The sequence below is a fragment of the Desulfobacter postgatei 2ac9 genome (genome assembly GCF_000233695.2).
GTDB lineage: Bacteria > Desulfobacterota > Desulfobacteria > Desulfobacterales > Desulfobacteraceae > Desulfobacter > Desulfobacter postgatei.
Window position 1 is genome coordinate 3,815,093 of sequence record NZ_CM001488.1, and the last position, 16,329, is coordinate 3,831,421.

Genomic DNA, 16,329 nt, shown 5'->3' on the forward strand with positions numbered 1-16,329 from the left:
GATAACAGGCTTATCGCCCCCAAGAGTTCACATCGACGGGGCGGTTTGGCACCTCGATGTCGGCTCATCACATCCTGGGGCTGGAGCAGGTCCCAAGGGTTTGGCTGTTCGCCAATTAAAGTGGTACGTGAGCTGGGTTTAAAACGTCGTGAGACAGTTTTGGTCCCCTATCTTTCGTGGGCGCAGGATATTTGAGGAGATCTGATCCTAGTACGAGAGGACCGGATTGGACCAACCAATGGTGTTCCAGTTGTCGCGCCAGCGGCATTGCTGGGTAGCCAAGTTGGGTAAGGATAACCGCTGAAAGCATCTAAGCGGGAAGCCAACTTCAAGATTAGATATCCCATCTTTATGACTGAAGACCCCTTGAAGACTACAAGGTTGATAGGCTGGGTGTGTAAGCATGGCAACATGTTGAGCTTACCAGTACTAATAGGTCGTGAGGCTTAGCCACTTTTTTCCACGAATAAATTTAGACTCTTTGATAGAGCAATATAGCAAGCTTGATTTTTACTGCAACAGATTACATATTAGGACCCATGGGACGTTTCATGTGAAACAATCTGAAGTTCCAGGTCCGACCAGTGTAACCGGTGGCGATGGCGAAGAGGCCACACCCGTACCCATCTCGAACACGGAAGTTAAGCTCTTTAGCGTCGATGGTACTGCATGGGAGACTGTGTGGGAGAGTAGAACGCCGCCGGTTCTTTTTTAAAAAAGCCTTGATTATTTATTGCAAATGGTCAGGGCTTTTTTTGTGAATTCCTTTTCTCATGAAGCTTTTTAGCCTCAGATGAAAGGCTCAGGACGCGCTTTATCCTATTGCAAGTGTCCTTTAACGTCGCAGATGAGGTAAAAATTATTCTTAAAAGGGGGGCCTGTAGCTCAGTTGGTTAGAGCGCACGCCTGATAAGCGTGAGGTCGGTGGTTTAAATCCACCCAGGCCCACCATCTTCACATAGAATTTTTCACTATTCCAGAATACTGTCCATCACTCCCGGGTTTTTAACTTCCCATCAATATACTTTTTGAAGATCGTTTTTTTCAACTTGGGAATACTATCCTCTTTTCATCGTGTCCTTTCGGCAAGCATGCGTGAATTAAATTTTTAAAATAGATAAAATTGCCTCCAAATTTTAATCTTGTAAAGGAGGCAACATGGACCCAAAAAACATAACAGGGGTATCATCCGATTTAAATAAGGTAAAATCAGCATTTGAAGCCTGGCGGAAGACCAAAACCAAAGGAAGCCGTATTTCCCAGGATTTGTGGAAACAGGCAATTGCACTTTACCCCAAGTTCAGCATCGGCAACATTTCCACCACACTTTCTCTGAGCTATACGGATTTAAAGAAACGTGTGGAAAACAAAATCGGAAAACATTCATCTTCCCTCAATGATCCCGTTGCGGCATTGATGGCGTTTGATTTTTCATCAGCCTGCTCGTCAGTATCGGAATGCGTGGTGGAAATGGAAGATGGGAACGGTGCAAAAATGAGGCTGTGCTTCAAAGGCAAGACCGATTTTGACCTGCTTGAGTTGGGTAAATCTTTCTGGATGAGGCGATCATGATTCAAATCACCCCGCATATGAAAATTATGCTTGCAGTAGAACCCAGTGATGTCCGGTTAGGTTTTTGCATCACGTGATTTTATTGCCTCTTGAAATCAGTTGCCATTCCCGAAACAGCATCTTGCCTCCACTGTTTCAGATGATGGATAAAAATCCCGTTTTTACGACACCAAGATGCGCTCTCCTCGGAAGACATAGATCCCGTAGCCAGCAGGGCTGAGACGCGCTCTTCCGAAGTCCAGTCTCTGGGACGTTTTTCTTTTGATGTCAAGTTGATGTTACCGCCTTTTCTGTATTCTCTTAACCATTTGCCAATAGTTGACCGCCCAATCCCAAATTCTTTTGATATCTCATCATGGGTTTTGTTCCCCGAGAGTACCTTTTGTAACACAGCTTCTTTGATTTGGATAGAATGTCCCATATCATCACCTCAATGCCCCACTGTTATTTTTCAAGTGAGGCGACATCTATCCTGACACAGGGGGTTATTAAGGGGTCTTGATTTTGGGATTAAGAAAAACAAATGGCGCCGACCTTTTGATTTTGTACTTTTTCTGGTTTAAAGTTGGTATTTGAGAATATTGAACGTGATTTGAATAATATCAGCGTAAGGGGTAATTACAAATGAGTCTTAAAAGAGACATTCAAACCGGAATAATTCATGCCGTTGAGACCGTAAGGCAGACCAATCCCATGGCAGGGTCCGTTACCAACTCGGTGACCATCAATTTTGTCGCCAATGCCCAACTTGCCGTGGGTGGTTCGGCAGCCATGGTCTATCTGCCGGATGAAGCCCAGTTCCTGGCCCAGGCCGGCGGTGCCGCATACATAAACGTGGGGACCCTGACACCGGTATATGAAAAGACTTTACCCGGCATGGCAGAAATTCTGCACAACACTGGGAAACCATGGGTTCTGGATCCTGTCGCCATCGGCATCGGTGATCTTCGCACCCGGCTGTTGCAGACATTTAAACCCTATAAACCCGCTATCATCCGTGGGAATGCCTCTGAAATTATTGCCCTGGCCGGGTTATGGGGGCTGGCCGGCGGCACAAAAACATCCAATGTCCGGGGTGTGGACTCCCAGGATTCGGTAAGCGCAGCCAAAGTTGCGGCTGTGGCCCTGGCCGGATGGACAGGCGGGGCTGTGGCCGTATCGGGCAAACAGGATTTAATTACTGATGGTTCGGTTATCGCCGTTTCCCATGGCGGGTCACACTTTATGGAAAAAATTACCGGATCAGGCTGTTCTTTAGGCGGCGTCATGGCCGTTTATGCAACGGCGGCCTCCGGGTTCATCGCAGCATTGACAGGCACGGCGGTCTATAATCTGGCCGGTTGCCGCGCCGCTGAAAAGGCAGATGGTCCGGCAAGTTTTCAAGTTCACTTTCTTGACGAATTATATAAGGCAAAACCAAGGGAAATTGCAGACAACCCGTTTGACATTGAGGAAATTTAAGACCCGTTCCTTAAAAGCTAATTTTGGATTAAAGCCAGAAGTTCTTCGGCAGACATTTTCCCGCTTAAGTTGCTCCCCGTGAGCAGCCTGTCCGCAAGTTTTCGTTTCCGGCGATGCATCTGCACAATTTTTTCTTCCACCGTTCCCCGGGTTATCAAGCGATAAATGGTCACAGGCCTGCGCTGACCAATACAATGGGCACGGTCCAATGTCTGATCCTCCACCGCCGGATTCCACCATGGGTCCAGATGGATCAGATAATCCGCTGCTGTCAGGTTCAACCCCATGCCCCCGGCTTTGAGACTGATCAAAAACAGGGATAGTCTGGAGGGCTTATTCATCTAAAAAAGAAAGGTTTTTATTCGTAGTCCTCGCCGCTGGTTATGAAATTTCGGATCTCGTTTAAAAAATTTCTTGTTTCTCTTCACCAGTCACGTCAACAGGAATAATTTGTAGTGTTGACAGGGAGCCTTGAAGTTGAAGTACCACGGGTTTTAGCAGCCACTGCTGTTTCGGATAAATTAAGGCCAAACGGGTCACTTTGTAGCGCGTGGCGTAGCCGGCCATCTGGTAAAGGTCTGCCTGGTAGATACCCATTTTCTTTTCCCGGTCATCGAGCAGTTTCCATTTTGCATCTGCTATAGATTCAAAATGGTTGCTGTTGTCCAGAAAAACCATATCCGGTTTCATGAGGAATAATTGCTCATTACTGTCAACACGGCAGACCATATACTTTTGGGGGCCTTGTTCTCTGAGGCGCAGCCCCTGGGTCCATGCAAGCTTTCGGAAGATATTTGCCACATAGGACTCAAAAAGTTTGTTCATGTCAAAAAGCAGGCTCAGACAGGCGTTGTCTCCAATTAGGACATCCGGGTGCAACCCCTGGATAAACCATCGGCACTGCATGATAATTTGTTCGTACCAAAAAGTGGCGCGGTTAAAGCTGAGGCTGTCAATGATCTTTTACATCACTGACGGCATCAAAACGCATTAAAAGTTCTGTCAGTTGTGATCAGCGAATCATGCCCTGCATAAGTTCGGCATGCAGCTGATCACAGAAGTTAAGGATAAAAACATCTAACAGGGCGTGTTTCTGTAAAGCTATATTTGCCGTTCCACCGCGTTGCGCTTTGAGCTGCCGGGCTCGGATCAGCATTTTAATTAACGCTTTCCGACACGCTCCCGGATCGGTTTCTCTCCCGTAGATTTTCGGCAAAATTTCTACAGACAACGGGCCTAAAGAGATCACCCCACAGTATTGGGCGAATTTTATTGAACGGTGCCCCCAGGAATAGGCCTGTGGCGGAAGCTGGCGTTCAATCTTCTCTAAGGCTTTTGCCTGCTCTGCTGTTATTGCTTTCTGGCCATACGACCTTTGTGCAATGATGGGCAGGCTTTCATGTTCGATAAGAGTTATAACTTCCACTTGTTAAACAGTCTGGGCGCATTTTTTAATGCCGGACTCAACAACGTTCTCCCAATGTTTTTTTAAAATCCCGGCCGTGCGGGGCTTGATTTCAATCCCGGATGACTGTGGGGACCAGTTTTGCTGCTCTATTGTTATTTTGTTCAGATCTTTCCTGGTCAGATATGAATCACCTGGCAACGGATCTTGTATTCGGGTGAAGGCAACCTCAACATACCAGGCGGTTTCACCTTTGGCAGCTTTTTGTTCATCATCGTGTGCGTCTTCATACGGCGCTGTTACAATATTCCCGGTGGCCACGATTCCTTTTGGATCTACCGCCGTTCTCAAGAGATACGCCTTGTCGCCCACGCCGGCGTTACGATTGGCACAGGTAAACCTTAGAGTCACCGTTTTTCCTTCATGGGTCGCGGCCCGGTCTGCGGGCAGGTTCTCCCAGGGCCAGTTGTCCGGATTCCAGACAAGCAACCACGCCATGTTTCTGGCAGTTCCCCAAATATCCCTGAGCGGCGGCACGTAGAAATCAATGTCCGTCATGCCGTATATTTCTTCCTGCTGTTTTCTGACCTCTGTCAGGGCACTGTCAATCTCCAGGGCAGACAGGTTATTGATCTGCGCATCGGATTTACCGGTAAACGATGAAATAATCCTGCGCCGGTCCCTCCCCCCGAAAATCCGTTCAAACGTATCGGGGAAAAGCAGAAAAAGCATCATGTGGCGAAACTGCCGGGAATCACACTCAGGGATCTGCTCCAACCATTTTGGCAGAGCCCAGCCATCATCCAGCAAACCATGCTGCCGCCAGTGTTCTGCCGCGTTTATCATCGGCTTTATGTTACGATCCGGACAATATCTGCTCATCTTTTCATCTCTTTGTTATGCTATTAAATGAATCTGATAGCGGTGTTTGATGGAAACTTTTTAATTTTCAGCATATTATAAAAAAACGCCTTGTTTCCTATCACACAACACTTCTGTATTCGGCTGTTTTTGTCTGATAGAATCATTCACTGCCAAGAGCGTAACGACGCCAGCGCTTCTCTCCGTGGTAATGAACGGCACCCTCCTCATAAAGCGCCTCCAGGGCAAGCTTAATCCGATGGCGGTCCAGTTCCGGGGCGATGCGGGAATGGATATCGCTGATGGCGGATTCAGGGTAGCGCTGGAGATCTTCCAGAATGAGCGCCTTTAACCTGTGGGGCTCAATCAGGCTCAGTGTTGTTGACTTAGGGAATTCCAGTTTTTGCAGCAGGACCGGGTCCACAAAATACCGGGTTGCCTGGGAAAGGAGCACCTCGTACATCCGGTCATAACCGCTGCCCTCACGCTCCATGAGTTTAAGATCATGGAAAACCCTGGCCATCTGTTCATTACGGCGTACCGTTGTGTGCAGGATATTGCGGGGGGTCACCCCCTTTGAGAAATTGGATAACAGGACCCGTACCGAGCATGGCCCGATCCTGCTGCCCGCCCACACAAAGGATACCAAGATTTGTCAAAAGGCCATTCACCGCCAGCATGTAATGGGTCAAAAGCTCCCTGTCATCCTTCTCCTTGACAGAGGGTTTAACCCGGTCGGATGCACGGATGCCCGAAGAAAAGGCTGCCAGCTTGGCAGGGTCCACCCGCTCCACCGGAACCCCCAGGGTGGTCAGGGTTTCCCAGGGCTGGGCACTGCGTTCATCCAGAAGGCGCTGGATATCGCTTCCCACAAGGGGCTTGCAGTCATCGGAAATCCGCATGTAATAGCGGCCGTCGGTTGTGGATGCCGGGGCATGGGATCTTGGGATATGCACCTCCAGATATTGACCGCCGTTCTCGCTGGTACACACCGCCAGGGAAATAATCACGTTGACGGTCAGTTCGCTGATACGTTTTCTTACATTCTCCGGCAGGGTCGGGGGGATAACCTGGCCCGGTGGCGGAAAGGATTTCCCATCTTCAATACCGATCAGGATTCTGCCGCCGGGCATTGGCAAAGCAGACGCAATCCTTGGCAAGCTCGAAAAAGTCAGCGGTTTTCCCTGTTACGGTCCGCAATGACTTTTATTAAGTAGTTATCACCATCAAACATCTAAAAAATGAAACCGGGTGTTCAATAGATCTGAAAGAATCAGCACAAGCCCATTGAGCTTTATTGTTTGAGATGGATGGGCTTGTGTCGGATGGACCTGTTTAATTTCTTATGAAGATCCTGAATTCGCGTCATAAAATTTGATCATGTTGAAATTATTATGGAATCTTGATTTTGTAGTTTTTCTGGTTTAAAGCTGGTATTTGATGATATTGAACTTGATTTGGATAATATATCAGCGGGAGGAACAATTGACATTGAGGAGATTTAATATATGAATACATTGGTTGCAGTTGCCATATCACCCAGCGGAACAGGGGATGAACTTAGCGGGGAGGTTGCACAAGTCATAAAAGTCATCAGGGAATCAGGCCTTAAAAATCGGACGAATTCGATGTTCACGGAGATCGAAGGCCCGTGGGATGAGGTAATGAAGGTTGTAAAAGAGGCCGCATTCGTACTTGCCGAAAAAGGGATCCGCACGGGCCTTGTTCTGAAAGCGGATATACGGCCTGGATATACAAACATGATGACGGCCAAAGTGGATAAAGTGAACACGCTTTTGGGAGGGCCGGATGGGCATAAGGAATAAACTGGATATTTCAGCATATTTTGTGGTGGGGCCGGAGAATACCAAAGGCCGTCCTGTTGCGCCCATTATCCGGGATGCGGTGGACGCAGGTTTTACATGCGTGCAGATCCGGTCAAAAACAGCTTCTGCCAGGCAATTAATCGAATTGACCGGCCAGGCGTCCGAGGTGATTGCGAAAACCGGAAAATCCGATATTGTGACCCTGTTGGTGAATGACCGCCTTGACGTGGTTCTGGCGGCAAAAAAACAAGGCATAAAGGTTGACGGCATCCATGTGGGCCAAACAGATATCCCCGTGGACGTCTGCCGGGAATATTTGGGTCCTGATGCCGTTGTCGGTTTGTCCGCCAGGACCCATGAACTGTTCGAATACATAAAAAATGCCGATGTCAGCCTGATTGACTATTTTGGCGCAGGCCCTGTCCATGAAACAACGACCAAGCCGGACAGCGGGCTTGATGTGGACGGAAAAAGAATTACAAGGAGCATTGAAGAGATTACAACCCTTTCCCGGCTTAGTTCAATTCCCGTGGTGGTTGGCGGCGGCGTCAAACTTGCTGACATACCGTCTCTTGCGCGGACAGGCGTTGCCGGCTTTTTCGTTGTATCTGCGATATCTGAGGCAGATGATCCGGGGCATGAAGCCGCAAACCTGGTTAAAACCTGGAACAGCCATAAGCGGTAACGTAACGCATAAAGGAAATAAAATGACCATCAACGACATTTACATTCAACTAAAAGAGGCTTTAAAATCAGAAATTGTTCGCCACGATCTGGCAGATAAAAGAATTGACATCAAATGCAAACCATTGTCTGTAGAAGAAGCCATCGGCACCCCGGAGCATGATGACTACCCCATTGTCAAAGGCAAAGAGGTGATGATGGCAGCAACATTTAACCGGGCTTCCGGCCAGTCGTTCACGGACGAGTACACGGATATCTCTTTATCCGTGGAGGGATTGCTTGAAACGGACCATACAAAAACCAATGAGCGGGCAATTTTTATTGCAGGTCTTAATGCGGTTTACAGATCCTTGCAGCTTTGTGAAAAAACAATACATTGCAAGGATAAGGAACCGGTGGCGTGCGCCGAAAACCTGATTGAGCAGCCGCAGTTTTCAGGGAAAAAGATTCTTCTGGTCGGGCTTCAGCCAAGATTTCTGGAATATCTTGTCAAACAGAACACGGTGCGGGTCCTGGATCTTGACCCGGACAACGTGGGTACCGAAAAGTTCGGTGTGCGCATAGAATCAGGGGAATATTTCAGGGATGGGCTTGACTGGTGCGACATGATATTTGCCACCGGCTCCACCATTGTGAACGGCACCATTACCCATTTTCTGAACTGCGGAAAACCTGCCGTGTTTTTCGGTGTGACCATCAGTGCCCCGGCCAAAATTTTGGGGCTTTCAAGCTATTGCCATTGCGGACACTGAGGCCATCTGCCATGATCGGTCTGATGCCCACAGTTTTTTACTGGATGAAACCATCAAGAAAGAAGGATAAAAAATATGGGTGAGAACCAATTGATTATTCGGTGTACGAAATGCGGGGCAAAAAACCGGGTACCTGAAAACAGGGTTTCGGAAAATCCCAAGTGCGGTAAGTGCGGGACAACGTTGCGCCTTGAGATTTTTGATGCCCCTGTGAACGTTACGGATGCCAACTTTGACCGGGAGGTCATGCAGTCATCCCTTCCGGTGCTGGTGGACTGCTGGGCGCCCTGGTGCGGTCCCTGCCGGGCTGTGGGCCCCATTCTGGATGGGCTGGCAAAGACTTACAAGGGGCGGCTTAAAATAGCCAAGGTCAATGTGGACGAAAATCCTGGGACCGGCTCAAAATATCGCATCCAAAGCATTCCCACCATGCTTTTCGTGAAAAACGGCAACCTGGTTGATCAGGTCACCGGGGCCTTGTCCAAAGAGGCTTTGGATGTCCGGATAAAATCATTTATCTGATTCAACGCCTGCCTGAATTTAGGAGTGCAGATGAAATTTTATATTATCCTTCAAATCCGGGTATGATTGCTATCTTTTATCCCCATTTACACCCGATTTGAGTAGCTGTGGCGGCTCGGAATAATTCAGGCCGGGAAATCATGTTCCACAAATTTCACCGGGCTATGAGTTAATAAGATCCTGTTTTTTGAAACTCAATAAAAAGGTATGTCATTTCTGAAACAAGAGTACCGAGCCTTAATTCTGCCATTTCTCACATTGATGAAATCGTTTGTAGTCCGCTTTTATACCATGATTGTTGGGTTCTGGTTTACTAAGTATCTGCTGATTTTCTATTTTGTTGGCTTTATAGAAGCTATTGAATGTCACCCTACTTCTATTGTACAAAAATTTGAAAAAATGGTCTTATGTTAATAAGCTGTAACTTAAGGATTGAAAATGATAGAAAAAAAACTCTGAGGCTCTCAGTGAAGAATGGATAAAAGACAATATTCATGATCCAACCAACACATTCGTTATTTTACGTAAGATTATCCCTTGGCAAAAAATTACAGACAAACTGGTACACTATTATAGTGACAAAACGGGACGGACAGGAACTCCAATCCGAACAATTATAGCTGTTTTTATTGCCGCAAAGCTCCGGTTGCTCAGTGATCGGGCGATTGTTAGCCAGATCAAAGAAAATCGGTATATTCAATATTTTTGCAATGTCCCAGATGAAAATTTATTCACATTCATGCATCACAGCAACCTGAGCAAATTGCGAAAACGTTTTGATATTAAGGGGATAGAGACCGTGGAATCAATCATTTTTAATATATTGAGAGTTGCCAAAGTAATTGATACAGACAGCATGTTGATTGATTCCACTGTACTGCCCGATAACATCATTTATCCAACAGATGTCGGATTGATTTTCAAAGCCTTTAGAAAAATGGAGCAGTTTGCTCGACAGTATTATATTCCTATCTGGTGGGACAGGAAGGAGCTCAGGCAGCTACGGCGCGAATATAATTTGAATCGAAAAAAGACTGAAATTGAAGATTTATTTTTCGATGCTCTCTTGATATTTTCCGCTGGATTGCGGAAGTTTAAAACAATAGTGAAAAGCCTTGAGGGTCCTGATCAAGACAGAAAAAAAGCTCAGCAGCTTTTGGCTCTCCTGATGTTATTCCAAGATCAGAATGCACTAAAACTTGGGGGCGAAAGACATATTCCAAATCGGATTGTCTCCTTTGATGAACCGGACTCCCGCCCGATTAAAAAAGGCAAAAAACATCCAAGCTGTGAATTTGGAAGTACACTTCAACTTTCGTTCAACCGACAGGGTTTTATGATTACAATGGAAAATTTTATCGGAAAGCCTAATGATAAAACCCTATGGCCCGGGACAGCTCAATTGTTTGAAAAAAGAATGAAAGGTGTTCCTGAACATGCTATCGGGGATCAAGGTTACCGCAGCCGGTTAAATCAGGTAATCCCCAAAGGCTGTCCACACATCTTTCTTGGCAAAAGCCAGGATGTTGGCAAAGAGAAGCGGGACTTTTGTCAAAAAGCCCGTTCTGCAACGGAAGGCTTTATCGCAATTTCAAAAAATATTCGCGGTTTTGGCTGCAGCCTTTATCAGGGAAGCGATGGAAACCGTATTTGGTCTCTTTTATGTCAGACCGCGTATAACCTGAAAAAATTTCTTCAGCTCTATAATGATGAAAAAATCAGTGAAGAAAGCCTGATGAGACTCGGCTTACTGGGCTGATTTAGATCACCCTTATTCAGCGATCTGACTACCTGCAGTTCATCGAGATGGGTGGATTGCGGCTAAAATATGATGAAATTGCCTTAAAAAACGCTCTAAACCCCTAACAAGTCTTTTTTTACCATGATTTTTTAATGAAGGTCTTAAAAGGGGGTCAAGGCTATCTTCTTCATATAGGAGAAAATCAGCAGATACTACTAAGTCTTTGGCAGATTATTGCCTTTTTAGATAAATTTATATATTACAGTACTACTGGTAAAGCGTGGTTCTCGTACAGGGTTCAAATCATTTAAATTAATAATAAAAAAACTGCGAGCAACAAAAGCATGGGTTGCGAAAAAAACAACAATTCTGATTCAAGGCAAATAAAAACTATTATTTTTACCTCCTTGGTGGCAATTATTGTTTTATATCTATTTTCTTCTTTTCCGGGTTTATATAGATCTCTTGAAGGCTTACAGAGTGCAAAACGAGTATCATTTCTTAACGATGTTAGTGATTATCTTTTTATAGCGGTCGGAAATTATGGTTTTGAGAGGGGACGGGTTAACGTTGTTCTCAATGATTCAGGTCCTGTTGAAAAAATGGAGGCTAACAGGAAATTTATTATAAAACGTCGTAATGAAGGTGATGGTTCCTTATCAAAAGCTCTCAAAAGCCTTTCAGAGATAGATCTTCCAGGTTCAGAGAAAAAGATTCGTCAAGTAAAAAAAATACAAGACCAAATCAATGAGCTGAGACAAAAAACGAATAAAGACTTGGTGGTGCCTCAAAGCCTCAGAAAGCAGGGCCTTGCGACAATTTGGTTTGCTGCAATGACCAAATACATCGAGAGCATTGAAGCACTTCTTGTGACCATTTCGATAGATATCAGTGATGCGGATGGAGTCATAAGTCGATACTCTTCGCTAAAACATGAAGTATTAGCTTTAAGAAATACAGCTGGTCCAGAAATGTCGATCCTTTCTGCGACCATACTTTCACAAAAACCGATTAAAGCGGAATTAATTGAAAAGATAGAAAAGCTTCACATCAATACTCTTCAACATTTTAAGAACATAGCGGCTATATGCCAGGGCTTTTCAAAACCTGATATTCCAAATGCGCTTAATCAATTAAAACAGAGTTATTTTTCCAATTACCTGGCATATAGAAATGAAATACTTCCTCTTGCTAAAGTAGGCGGACCCTATCCATACTCCCAGGCGGAATTTCTGAGTCACGGCGTGAACGCTCTTAAAGAAATTTCACATTTTATGGATGTTATCGTTTTAGAAACAAAATCTTATGCTGCTAACAATCTCAATGAAAACCGGAGACAAATGATCTTTCAGGGTGTTAGCAGTGCTGGTTCATTGTTAGTCGTTTTTTTGATTATGTTTTATATCAACTCAAAGGTCATTTCACCGATTGGACGTTTAACATCTATTCTACGGAAGTTTTCAAAAAAGCAGCTAGGTTTGGATGTGCCTTTTTTAAAAGAGGATAATGAGATAGGGGAAATGGCCAAAGCGGTAGAAATATTTCGACAGAAATCTATTGAACTGGATGAGGACAATAGGTTATTAAAGCTTGCGGAAGCTGAGAAAGAAAAACTTATCTCTGAGCTCCAGAAAGCATTAAAAGAAGTTAAAACTTTGAGTGGGCTCCTTCCAATCTGCGCCCAGTGTAAAAAAATTCGAGATGATAAAGGTTACTGGAACACATTAGAGGCATATATTGAGCAACACTCTGATGCATCATTCAGTCATGGTATGTGTTCTGAATGTTCAGATAAGCTTTATGGCAATGAGGATTGGTATATTGAAATGAAAAAAAAGAACGATTATGAGTAAGTTGCTTGTGTTGACTATGTCTATGACCTGTCGCTATTGTCCTGAAAAGTTTACTAAGGACTGGCGCTTCTATCTTTGGGGATTTTGCCCCCCTTTAAAAGATCCCTCCTGCGATTTTAAGCACATGAAAAGTCCCAGCCCATACAGAGACTGGAACCCAGTGAGTGGTGAGCTTATTCGGTTGCACTATTGTCTGGAATGAACCATTCTTTTTTTCGATAAACCAAATCTTGGCTTTTGGCAACCATTTCGCCTGTTCTATCATCTTTGATGGTAATGTCATATAGCACCATGGGACCAGATTCGGACTGTTCGATTGCCTCAGCGACAAGTCGGTCACCAGATTTTGTTGCTTTCAGAAAGTTAATCCCAACATTCAGTGCTACGGATGTCTGTCCATGGGAATTGCTTGCTGCAGCAAAGGCTATATCGCTTATGGAGAAAATCACACCGCCGTGAGTGATCCCATGAAAATTCACCATGTCATCATTGATATTCAATGTCACCCGACTATGCCCCGGTTTCAATATTTCAACTTTTGCCCCTAATAATTGGGCAAAGGGATCTCGCTGAATATATTCATTTATCTTTTTTTTCCTACTGTTTTCCATTTGAATCCTTTTTTAAGGGTACGTAAAAATATAAAATATAGTTATTTTAATTTCATCCAGACTTATCTTGTCAAGGCAAGAATTGATATTTCCCCGATTTTTGGATACACGGTCAAGCTATTTTGTAGTAGATATATTAAACTTGAAAAGCGTTGATTATGTCTATTTATGTTGCCTAAGTCTTTTATTGACGTGGCGTTGACTACTTCTGATATTGATGATGCCATATAATCAGCAGCAATTCTAAGCATGACACGTTTCAGTTGTAAAGCTCGCACAAAGACACTAAAACACAAAGATTGTTATTCGACTTTGTGACCCTTTGTGCCTTTGAGGCTTTGTGCGAGAATAAATTTAGAAATAACCGGGTCAGATTTGAACCTTATGCCACGCCACCACCTGTTGGTAAGGGATGGTGCCCCCAAAGATGTCCAGGGCGGAACCGATGGTCAGGTCCACACGTCCCTTGCCAAGCGCTTTTACCCGCTCCAGGTCTGAAAACCGGCCTGCGCCCCCGGCATAGGTGGCAGGGATGGGGCTGTGTTCCCCCAGCAGTATCACCAGTTCCTCCTGGATACCCTGCATTTTGCCTTCCACATCCACACCGTGGACTAAAAATTCGTCGCAGAATATGGATAGATTTTCCAGAGTTGCCGGGGTTACGGCCATTTCGGTGAATTTTTGCCAGCGGTCTGTCACAATCCAGAATTGTCCGTCTCTTTTCCGGCAGCTTAGATCCAGAACCAGACGGTTTTTGCCCACGGCATTCACCAGGGCGTTGAGCTTGTCCATGTCCATGCGGCCTTTGGAGAATACATAGGAGGTGACGATGACATGGGATGCGCCGGCATCCAGAAAGGTGTGTGCATTTTCAGGGTTAATCCCGCCGCCCATCTGGAGACCACCGGGGAAAGCCTGCAGCGCATCGAGGGCGGCATTGGTATTTCCTGGGCCAAGGGCAATGACATGGCCGCCGAAAAGTTGGTCTGCCCGGTACATCCGTGCAAACTGTGCCGGGGTTAAGGCGCTTTCAAAATTGGTGACAAGACTCTCCTGGGTTTGGTCGGACAGGGTGCTTCCCACAATCTGGACGACTTTGCCGTTTCGAAGATCAATGCAGGGTCGAAATTTCATATTACTCATCCTAAAAAATTTTTATATGAAAGTATTGAGTAGTGAGTATTGAGTAGTGAGAATGAAAGCAAGTTGTTTTTCTCACTACTCAATACTCACTACTCATATCTTTTATCTTTTATCTTTTGTTGTGGGTTGAACCTGGGTGTTGATAGGCCAGATCAGTCCATGGCTGTTATTGGTTATCACCGGTCGATAAGCTTTGAAAATCCGACAGAATATTTTTGACTATTTCGGCTAATCCACGATTAAGGGCCTGGAGATATGCTTTGGGAGTGGTGTCTGAGCCCAGGGGGATTTGTGCGGAATAGGTTTTTGCCAGCACCGGTGTGAAACCGTCTTTGTGAAGCCGGTCAAGGTTCAGCGCCATGCTCACCACAGCCGATACCGCGGATGCACTGCGCCGGTCACAATAAAGCGCTGTGATTTTACCCCATAACTGGAAGATATCGTCCGGGATCCGGTTTTTTGGGACAGCGGCAAACTGAGGGGAGTTGACCAGGGCTTCAAACATCACATCACTGATCATGCGGGCCGGAGGTGTCATGTAGTTGTTGTAATAATCCTGGGTAAACCGGTTCTGATCCACCCGGTAAACAAATCCCGCGCCGCCGAACTCCGGTGAAATGTCCAGGCGCCTGACAACCAACGGGACCCCAGCTGACCGGTTGCTTGGATCAGCTGGGTGGTTGACCTGTGCACTAAGTCGGTACATCTGCTTTTTCGTGTAATCATTTTTAATCCCGCATCCGGCAAAAAAGAGGGCTGAAGTCAAGATGCAGGTGATCATCATGAAAAGAGGCAAACGCGTTAAGGGGCGAAGGCAGTTCATGACCGATTATTTCTCCTTTCCTGATGTTGATGTCTTCGGCGGGGCTTTCATGAGAATGCTGCCCGGGTACTCACGCAGCTCCCGGGTGAACTGGTTGAGGTTGTCCGTGGTATCCTCCAGGTTGCCGATGGTTTTCTCGATGATGTCGGCATTCGTCCAGATCGTATTTTCCAGTAACCGGGATGTTTTTTCAAGGCTGGCCATAACCGTATCCATTCTCTCGGCCATTTCGGTCAATTTCCCTTCGTAACCTTGTTCCAGGCCGGTGGCGATGTGTTTGAAACTGCCTGATGCCGTATTGATATCTGCCAGGGTTTGTGTGATGGGACCTTTTGCCGCATGAACAATTTGCTTTAAATCGGCCACAGATGAGCCCGCATCCGTCAGAATCTGTTTAAGCCGCCCGGATGTCAGGATTTTAGCCAGGTCCTTGTTGGTCTGGCGAAGTTCCTTGAGCAGGCTTTCAGCCTGGGTAGATACGTTTGTGATATTCAGGTTCTTGATGAGGGCTGCAAGATCTTGTTTCATCTCTTGGAAATCTATGGAGCCCAAGGTTTCCATTGCCTGACTGATTGCGTTCGATACCTGTTTGATGTTGCTGGACTGGGAAGGCACATAAAGATTTTCCGGGGTCCAGGAGATTTGAAGGTCATCCGGCCCGTTTTTTTTGTAATCGGTTTCCAGATATGCAGATCCTGTCAGGCCGTTAAAGGATAAAAATACGGAAAGTCCCTCGTCGACCGCTTTTTTCATACGTTCTTTGGGGGTTTTCCCGGTCTGACCCACGAAACAGTCTTCGGACAGGGAAAAGGTGACCAACACGTAATTTGAAGCAATGTTGTAAACCTTTGTGGGGGTGGTAATGGCTTTTACAGCGCCGATTTTAACCCCTTTGTATTTAACTTCCGAGCCGATGTTCAGGCCCTGGACGGATTCGTTAAAATAAGTTTCGGCAAGGGTTTCCGTCTTTAAAAACTGGCCTGCGCCAAAGGCAATCAGCATGGCCGCAGTCAGTGCAAAGGCCAGGATGACAAAAAGGCCGAGTTTGAAATAATTGGTCTTCTGGGTCATGGGT

At 45.8% G+C, this 16,329-nt stretch carries 19 protein-coding genes, 1 tRNA gene, 1 rRNA gene, 1 pseudogene and 2 other annotated features; of the genes and pseudogenes, 11 read left to right on the top strand and 11 right to left on the bottom strand.

Annotated elements, in window-relative coordinates; all coding sequences use genetic code 11:
- Positions 1–160 (top strand) — a sequence feature (23S ribosomal RNA rRNA prediction is too short).
- 21 nt (positions 161–181) lie between these two features.
- Positions 182–441 (top strand) — a sequence feature (23S ribosomal RNA rRNA prediction is too short).
- Between the two features lie 148 nt (positions 442–589).
- The 3 genes from rrf (at position 590) to DESPODRAFT_RS17675 (ending at position 1,572) form a co-directional block, all read left to right on the top strand.
- Positions 590–706, top strand: a 5S ribosomal RNA gene (rrf, locus tag DESPODRAFT_RS17665).
- Between the two features lie 168 nt (positions 707–874).
- Positions 875–951: transfer RNA gene (locus DESPODRAFT_RS17670), tRNA-Ile, on the top strand.
- 207 nt (positions 952–1,158) lie between these two features.
- Positions 1,159–1,572: a hypothetical protein gene (locus DESPODRAFT_RS17675; RefSeq protein ID WP_004075500.1), complete on the top strand. Its 414-nt coding sequence runs from the start codon at positions 1,159–1,161 to the stop codon at positions 1,570–1,572.
- Positions 1,573–1,651: 79 nt separating this feature from the next.
- Here the strand turns inward: DESPODRAFT_RS17675 and DESPODRAFT_RS17680 are convergent, their stop codons facing one another.
- Positions 1,652–1,993, bottom strand: coding sequence for a helix-turn-helix domain-containing protein (locus DESPODRAFT_RS17680; RefSeq protein ID WP_004075503.1), 342 nt, complete (start codon positions 1,991–1,993; stop codon positions 1,652–1,654).
- A 203-nt stretch (positions 1,994–2,196) separates the two neighbouring features.
- Between DESPODRAFT_RS17680 and thiM the strand changes: the two genes are divergently transcribed.
- Entirely contained in the window at positions 2,197–3,033 is an 837-nt protein-coding gene (gene thiM, locus DESPODRAFT_RS17685) for a hydroxyethylthiazole kinase (RefSeq protein WP_004075505.1), read from the top strand.
- A 17-nt stretch (positions 3,034–3,050) separates the two neighbouring features.
- Here the strand turns inward: thiM and DESPODRAFT_RS17690 are convergent, their stop codons facing one another.
- The 6 genes from DESPODRAFT_RS17690 to DESPODRAFT_RS20715 all read right to left on the bottom strand — a co-directional run bounded on the left by DESPODRAFT_RS17690 (position 3,051) and on the right by DESPODRAFT_RS20715 (position 6,438).
- Positions 3,051–3,374 carry a helicase-related protein gene (locus tag DESPODRAFT_RS17690; protein WP_040016082.1) on the bottom strand — a complete coding sequence of 108 codons (324 nt, stop codon included), beginning with the start codon at positions 3,372–3,374 and terminating at the stop codon, positions 3,051–3,053.
- A gap of 61 nt (positions 3,375–3,435) precedes the next feature.
- Positions 3,436–3,993, bottom strand: coding sequence for a 5-methylcytosine restriction system specificity protein McrC (locus DESPODRAFT_RS17695; RefSeq protein ID WP_371905028.1), 558 nt, complete (start codon positions 3,991–3,993; stop codon positions 3,436–3,438).
- A 52-nt stretch (positions 3,994–4,045) separates the two neighbouring features.
- Positions 4,046–4,459 carry a 5-methylcytosine restriction system specificity protein McrC gene (locus tag DESPODRAFT_RS17700; RefSeq protein ID WP_040016084.1) on the bottom strand — a complete coding sequence of 138 codons (414 nt, stop codon included), beginning with the start codon at positions 4,457–4,459 and terminating at the stop codon, positions 4,046–4,048.
- Positions 4,460–4,462: 3 nt separating this feature from the next.
- Positions 4,463–5,320 (bottom strand): EVE domain-containing protein, encoded by an 858-nt coding sequence (locus DESPODRAFT_RS17705; protein WP_004075507.1) that lies wholly within the window; start codon positions 5,318–5,320, stop codon positions 4,463–4,465.
- Between the two features lie 142 nt (positions 5,321–5,462).
- Positions 5,463–5,870, bottom strand: coding sequence for an ATP-binding protein (locus DESPODRAFT_RS20710; RefSeq protein WP_216594025.1), 408 nt, complete (start codon positions 5,868–5,870; stop codon positions 5,463–5,465).
- The gene (locus DESPODRAFT_RS20715; RefSeq protein ID WP_216594026.1) at positions 5,830–6,438 is read right to left on the bottom strand and encodes an AlbA family DNA-binding domain-containing protein; all 609 of its coding nucleotides are present in this window, start codon (positions 6,436–6,438) and stop codon (positions 5,830–5,832) included. The genes DESPODRAFT_RS20710 and DESPODRAFT_RS20715 overlap by 41 nt, the downstream gene beginning before the upstream one ends.
- Before the next feature lie 369 nt (positions 6,439–6,807).
- Here DESPODRAFT_RS20715 and DESPODRAFT_RS17715 point away from each other — a divergent pair, with 369 nt between their 5' ends.
- From DESPODRAFT_RS17715 to DESPODRAFT_RS18900, 7 genes and pseudogenes are all read left to right on the top strand, one after another.
- Positions 6,808–7,125, top strand: a complete 318-nt coding sequence (locus DESPODRAFT_RS17715) for an MTH1187 family thiamine-binding protein (protein WP_004075509.1) — start codon at positions 6,808–6,810, stop codon at positions 7,123–7,125.
- Positions 7,109–7,810, top strand: coding sequence for a thiamine phosphate synthase (locus DESPODRAFT_RS17720; protein ID WP_004075512.1), 702 nt, complete (start codon positions 7,109–7,111; stop codon positions 7,808–7,810). The genes DESPODRAFT_RS17715 and DESPODRAFT_RS17720 overlap by 17 nt, the downstream gene beginning before the upstream one ends.
- Before the next feature lie 22 nt (positions 7,811–7,832).
- Positions 7,833–8,561 (top strand): Rossmann-like domain-containing protein, encoded by a 729-nt coding sequence (locus tag DESPODRAFT_RS17725; protein ID WP_004075514.1) that lies wholly within the window; start codon positions 7,833–7,835, stop codon positions 8,559–8,561.
- Between the two features lie 75 nt (positions 8,562–8,636).
- Entirely contained in the window at positions 8,637–9,083 is a 447-nt protein-coding gene (gene trxC / locus DESPODRAFT_RS17730; RefSeq protein WP_004075516.1) for a thioredoxin TrxC, read from the top strand.
- 490 nt (positions 9,084–9,573) lie between these two features.
- Positions 9,574–9,846: pseudogene (locus tag DESPODRAFT_RS21930) on the top strand (transposase); the annotation flags it as partial.
- A 36-nt stretch (positions 9,847–9,882) separates the two neighbouring features.
- Positions 9,883–10,842, top strand: coding sequence for a hypothetical protein (locus tag DESPODRAFT_RS17735; RefSeq protein ID WP_245531939.1), 960 nt, complete (start codon positions 9,883–9,885; stop codon positions 10,840–10,842).
- 326 nt (positions 10,843–11,168) lie between these two features.
- Complete coding sequence (locus tag DESPODRAFT_RS18900) at positions 11,169–12,677, top strand: HAMP domain-containing protein (protein WP_004075518.1); 1,509 nt, start codon at positions 11,169–11,171, stop codon at positions 12,675–12,677.
- Positions 12,678–12,850: 173 nt separating this feature from the next.
- Here DESPODRAFT_RS18900 and DESPODRAFT_RS17745 read toward each other — a convergent pair whose 3' ends face one another.
- The 4 genes from DESPODRAFT_RS17745 to DESPODRAFT_RS17760 form a co-directional block, all read right to left on the bottom strand.
- Complete coding sequence (locus DESPODRAFT_RS17745) at positions 12,851–13,288, bottom strand: hotdog fold thioesterase (RefSeq protein WP_004075520.1); 438 nt, start codon at positions 13,286–13,288, stop codon at positions 12,851–12,853.
- Positions 13,289–13,657: 369 nt separating this feature from the next.
- Positions 13,658–14,422 (bottom strand): phosphoribosylformimino-5-aminoimidazole carboxamide ribotide isomerase, encoded by a 765-nt coding sequence (gene hisA / locus DESPODRAFT_RS17750; RefSeq protein WP_004075522.1) that lies wholly within the window; start codon positions 14,420–14,422, stop codon positions 13,658–13,660.
- A gap of 175 nt (positions 14,423–14,597) precedes the next feature.
- Positions 14,598–15,254 carry an ABC-type transport auxiliary lipoprotein family protein gene (locus tag DESPODRAFT_RS17755; protein WP_004075524.1) on the bottom strand — a complete coding sequence of 219 codons (657 nt, stop codon included), beginning with the start codon at positions 15,252–15,254 and terminating at the stop codon, positions 14,598–14,600.
- 6 nt (positions 15,255–15,260) lie between these two features.
- Positions 15,261–16,325: an MlaD family protein gene (locus DESPODRAFT_RS17760; RefSeq protein WP_004075526.1), complete on the bottom strand. Its 1,065-nt coding sequence runs from the start codon at positions 16,323–16,325 to the stop codon at positions 15,261–15,263.
- Positions 16,326–16,329: the final 4 nt, after the last annotated feature.

Excerpts from the sequence above, each read along its gene's own strand:
- DESPODRAFT_RS17760 (WP_004075526.1), bottom strand. The coding sequence starts at position 16,325 with ATGACCCAGAAGACCAATTATTTCAAACTCGGCCTTTTTGTCATCCTG.
- DESPODRAFT_RS18900 (WP_004075518.1), top strand. The coding sequence starts at position 11,169 with ATGGGTTGCGAAAAAAACAACAATTCTGATTCAAGGCAAATAAAAACT.
- DESPODRAFT_RS17715 (WP_004075509.1), top strand. The coding sequence starts at position 6,808 with ATGAATACATTGGTTGCAGTTGCCATATCACCCAGCGGAACAGGGGAT.
- DESPODRAFT_RS17690 (WP_040016082.1), bottom strand. The coding sequence starts at position 3,374 with ATGAATAAGCCCTCCAGACTATCCCTGTTTTTGATCAGTCTCAAAGCC.
- DESPODRAFT_RS17725 (WP_004075514.1), top strand. The coding sequence starts at position 7,833 with ATGACCATCAACGACATTTACATTCAACTAAAAGAGGCTTTAAAATCA.
- DESPODRAFT_RS17755 (WP_004075524.1), bottom strand. The coding sequence starts at position 15,254 with ATGAACTGCCTTCGCCCCTTAACGCGTTTGCCTCTTTTCATGATGATC.
- hisA (WP_004075522.1), bottom strand. The coding sequence starts at position 14,422 with ATGAAATTTCGACCCTGCATTGATCTTCGAAACGGCAAAGTCGTCCAG.
- DESPODRAFT_RS17720 (WP_004075512.1), top strand. The coding sequence starts at position 7,109 with ATGGGCATAAGGAATAAACTGGATATTTCAGCATATTTTGTGGTGGGG.
- DESPODRAFT_RS17675 (WP_004075500.1), top strand. The coding sequence starts at position 1,159 with ATGGACCCAAAAAACATAACAGGGGTATCATCCGATTTAAATAAGGTA.
- thiM (WP_004075505.1), top strand. The coding sequence starts at position 2,197 with ATGAGTCTTAAAAGAGACATTCAAACCGGAATAATTCATGCCGTTGAG.
- trxC (WP_004075516.1), top strand. The coding sequence starts at position 8,637 with ATGGGTGAGAACCAATTGATTATTCGGTGTACGAAATGCGGGGCAAAA.
- DESPODRAFT_RS17680 (WP_004075503.1), bottom strand. The coding sequence starts at position 1,993 with ATGGGACATTCTATCCAAATCAAAGAAGCTGTGTTACAAAAGGTACTC.
- DESPODRAFT_RS17745 (WP_004075520.1), bottom strand. The coding sequence starts at position 13,288 with ATGGAAAACAGTAGGAAAAAAAAGATAAATGAATATATTCAGCGAGAT.
- DESPODRAFT_RS17705 (WP_004075507.1), bottom strand. The coding sequence starts at position 5,320 with ATGAGCAGATATTGTCCGGATCGTAACATAAAGCCGATGATAAACGCG.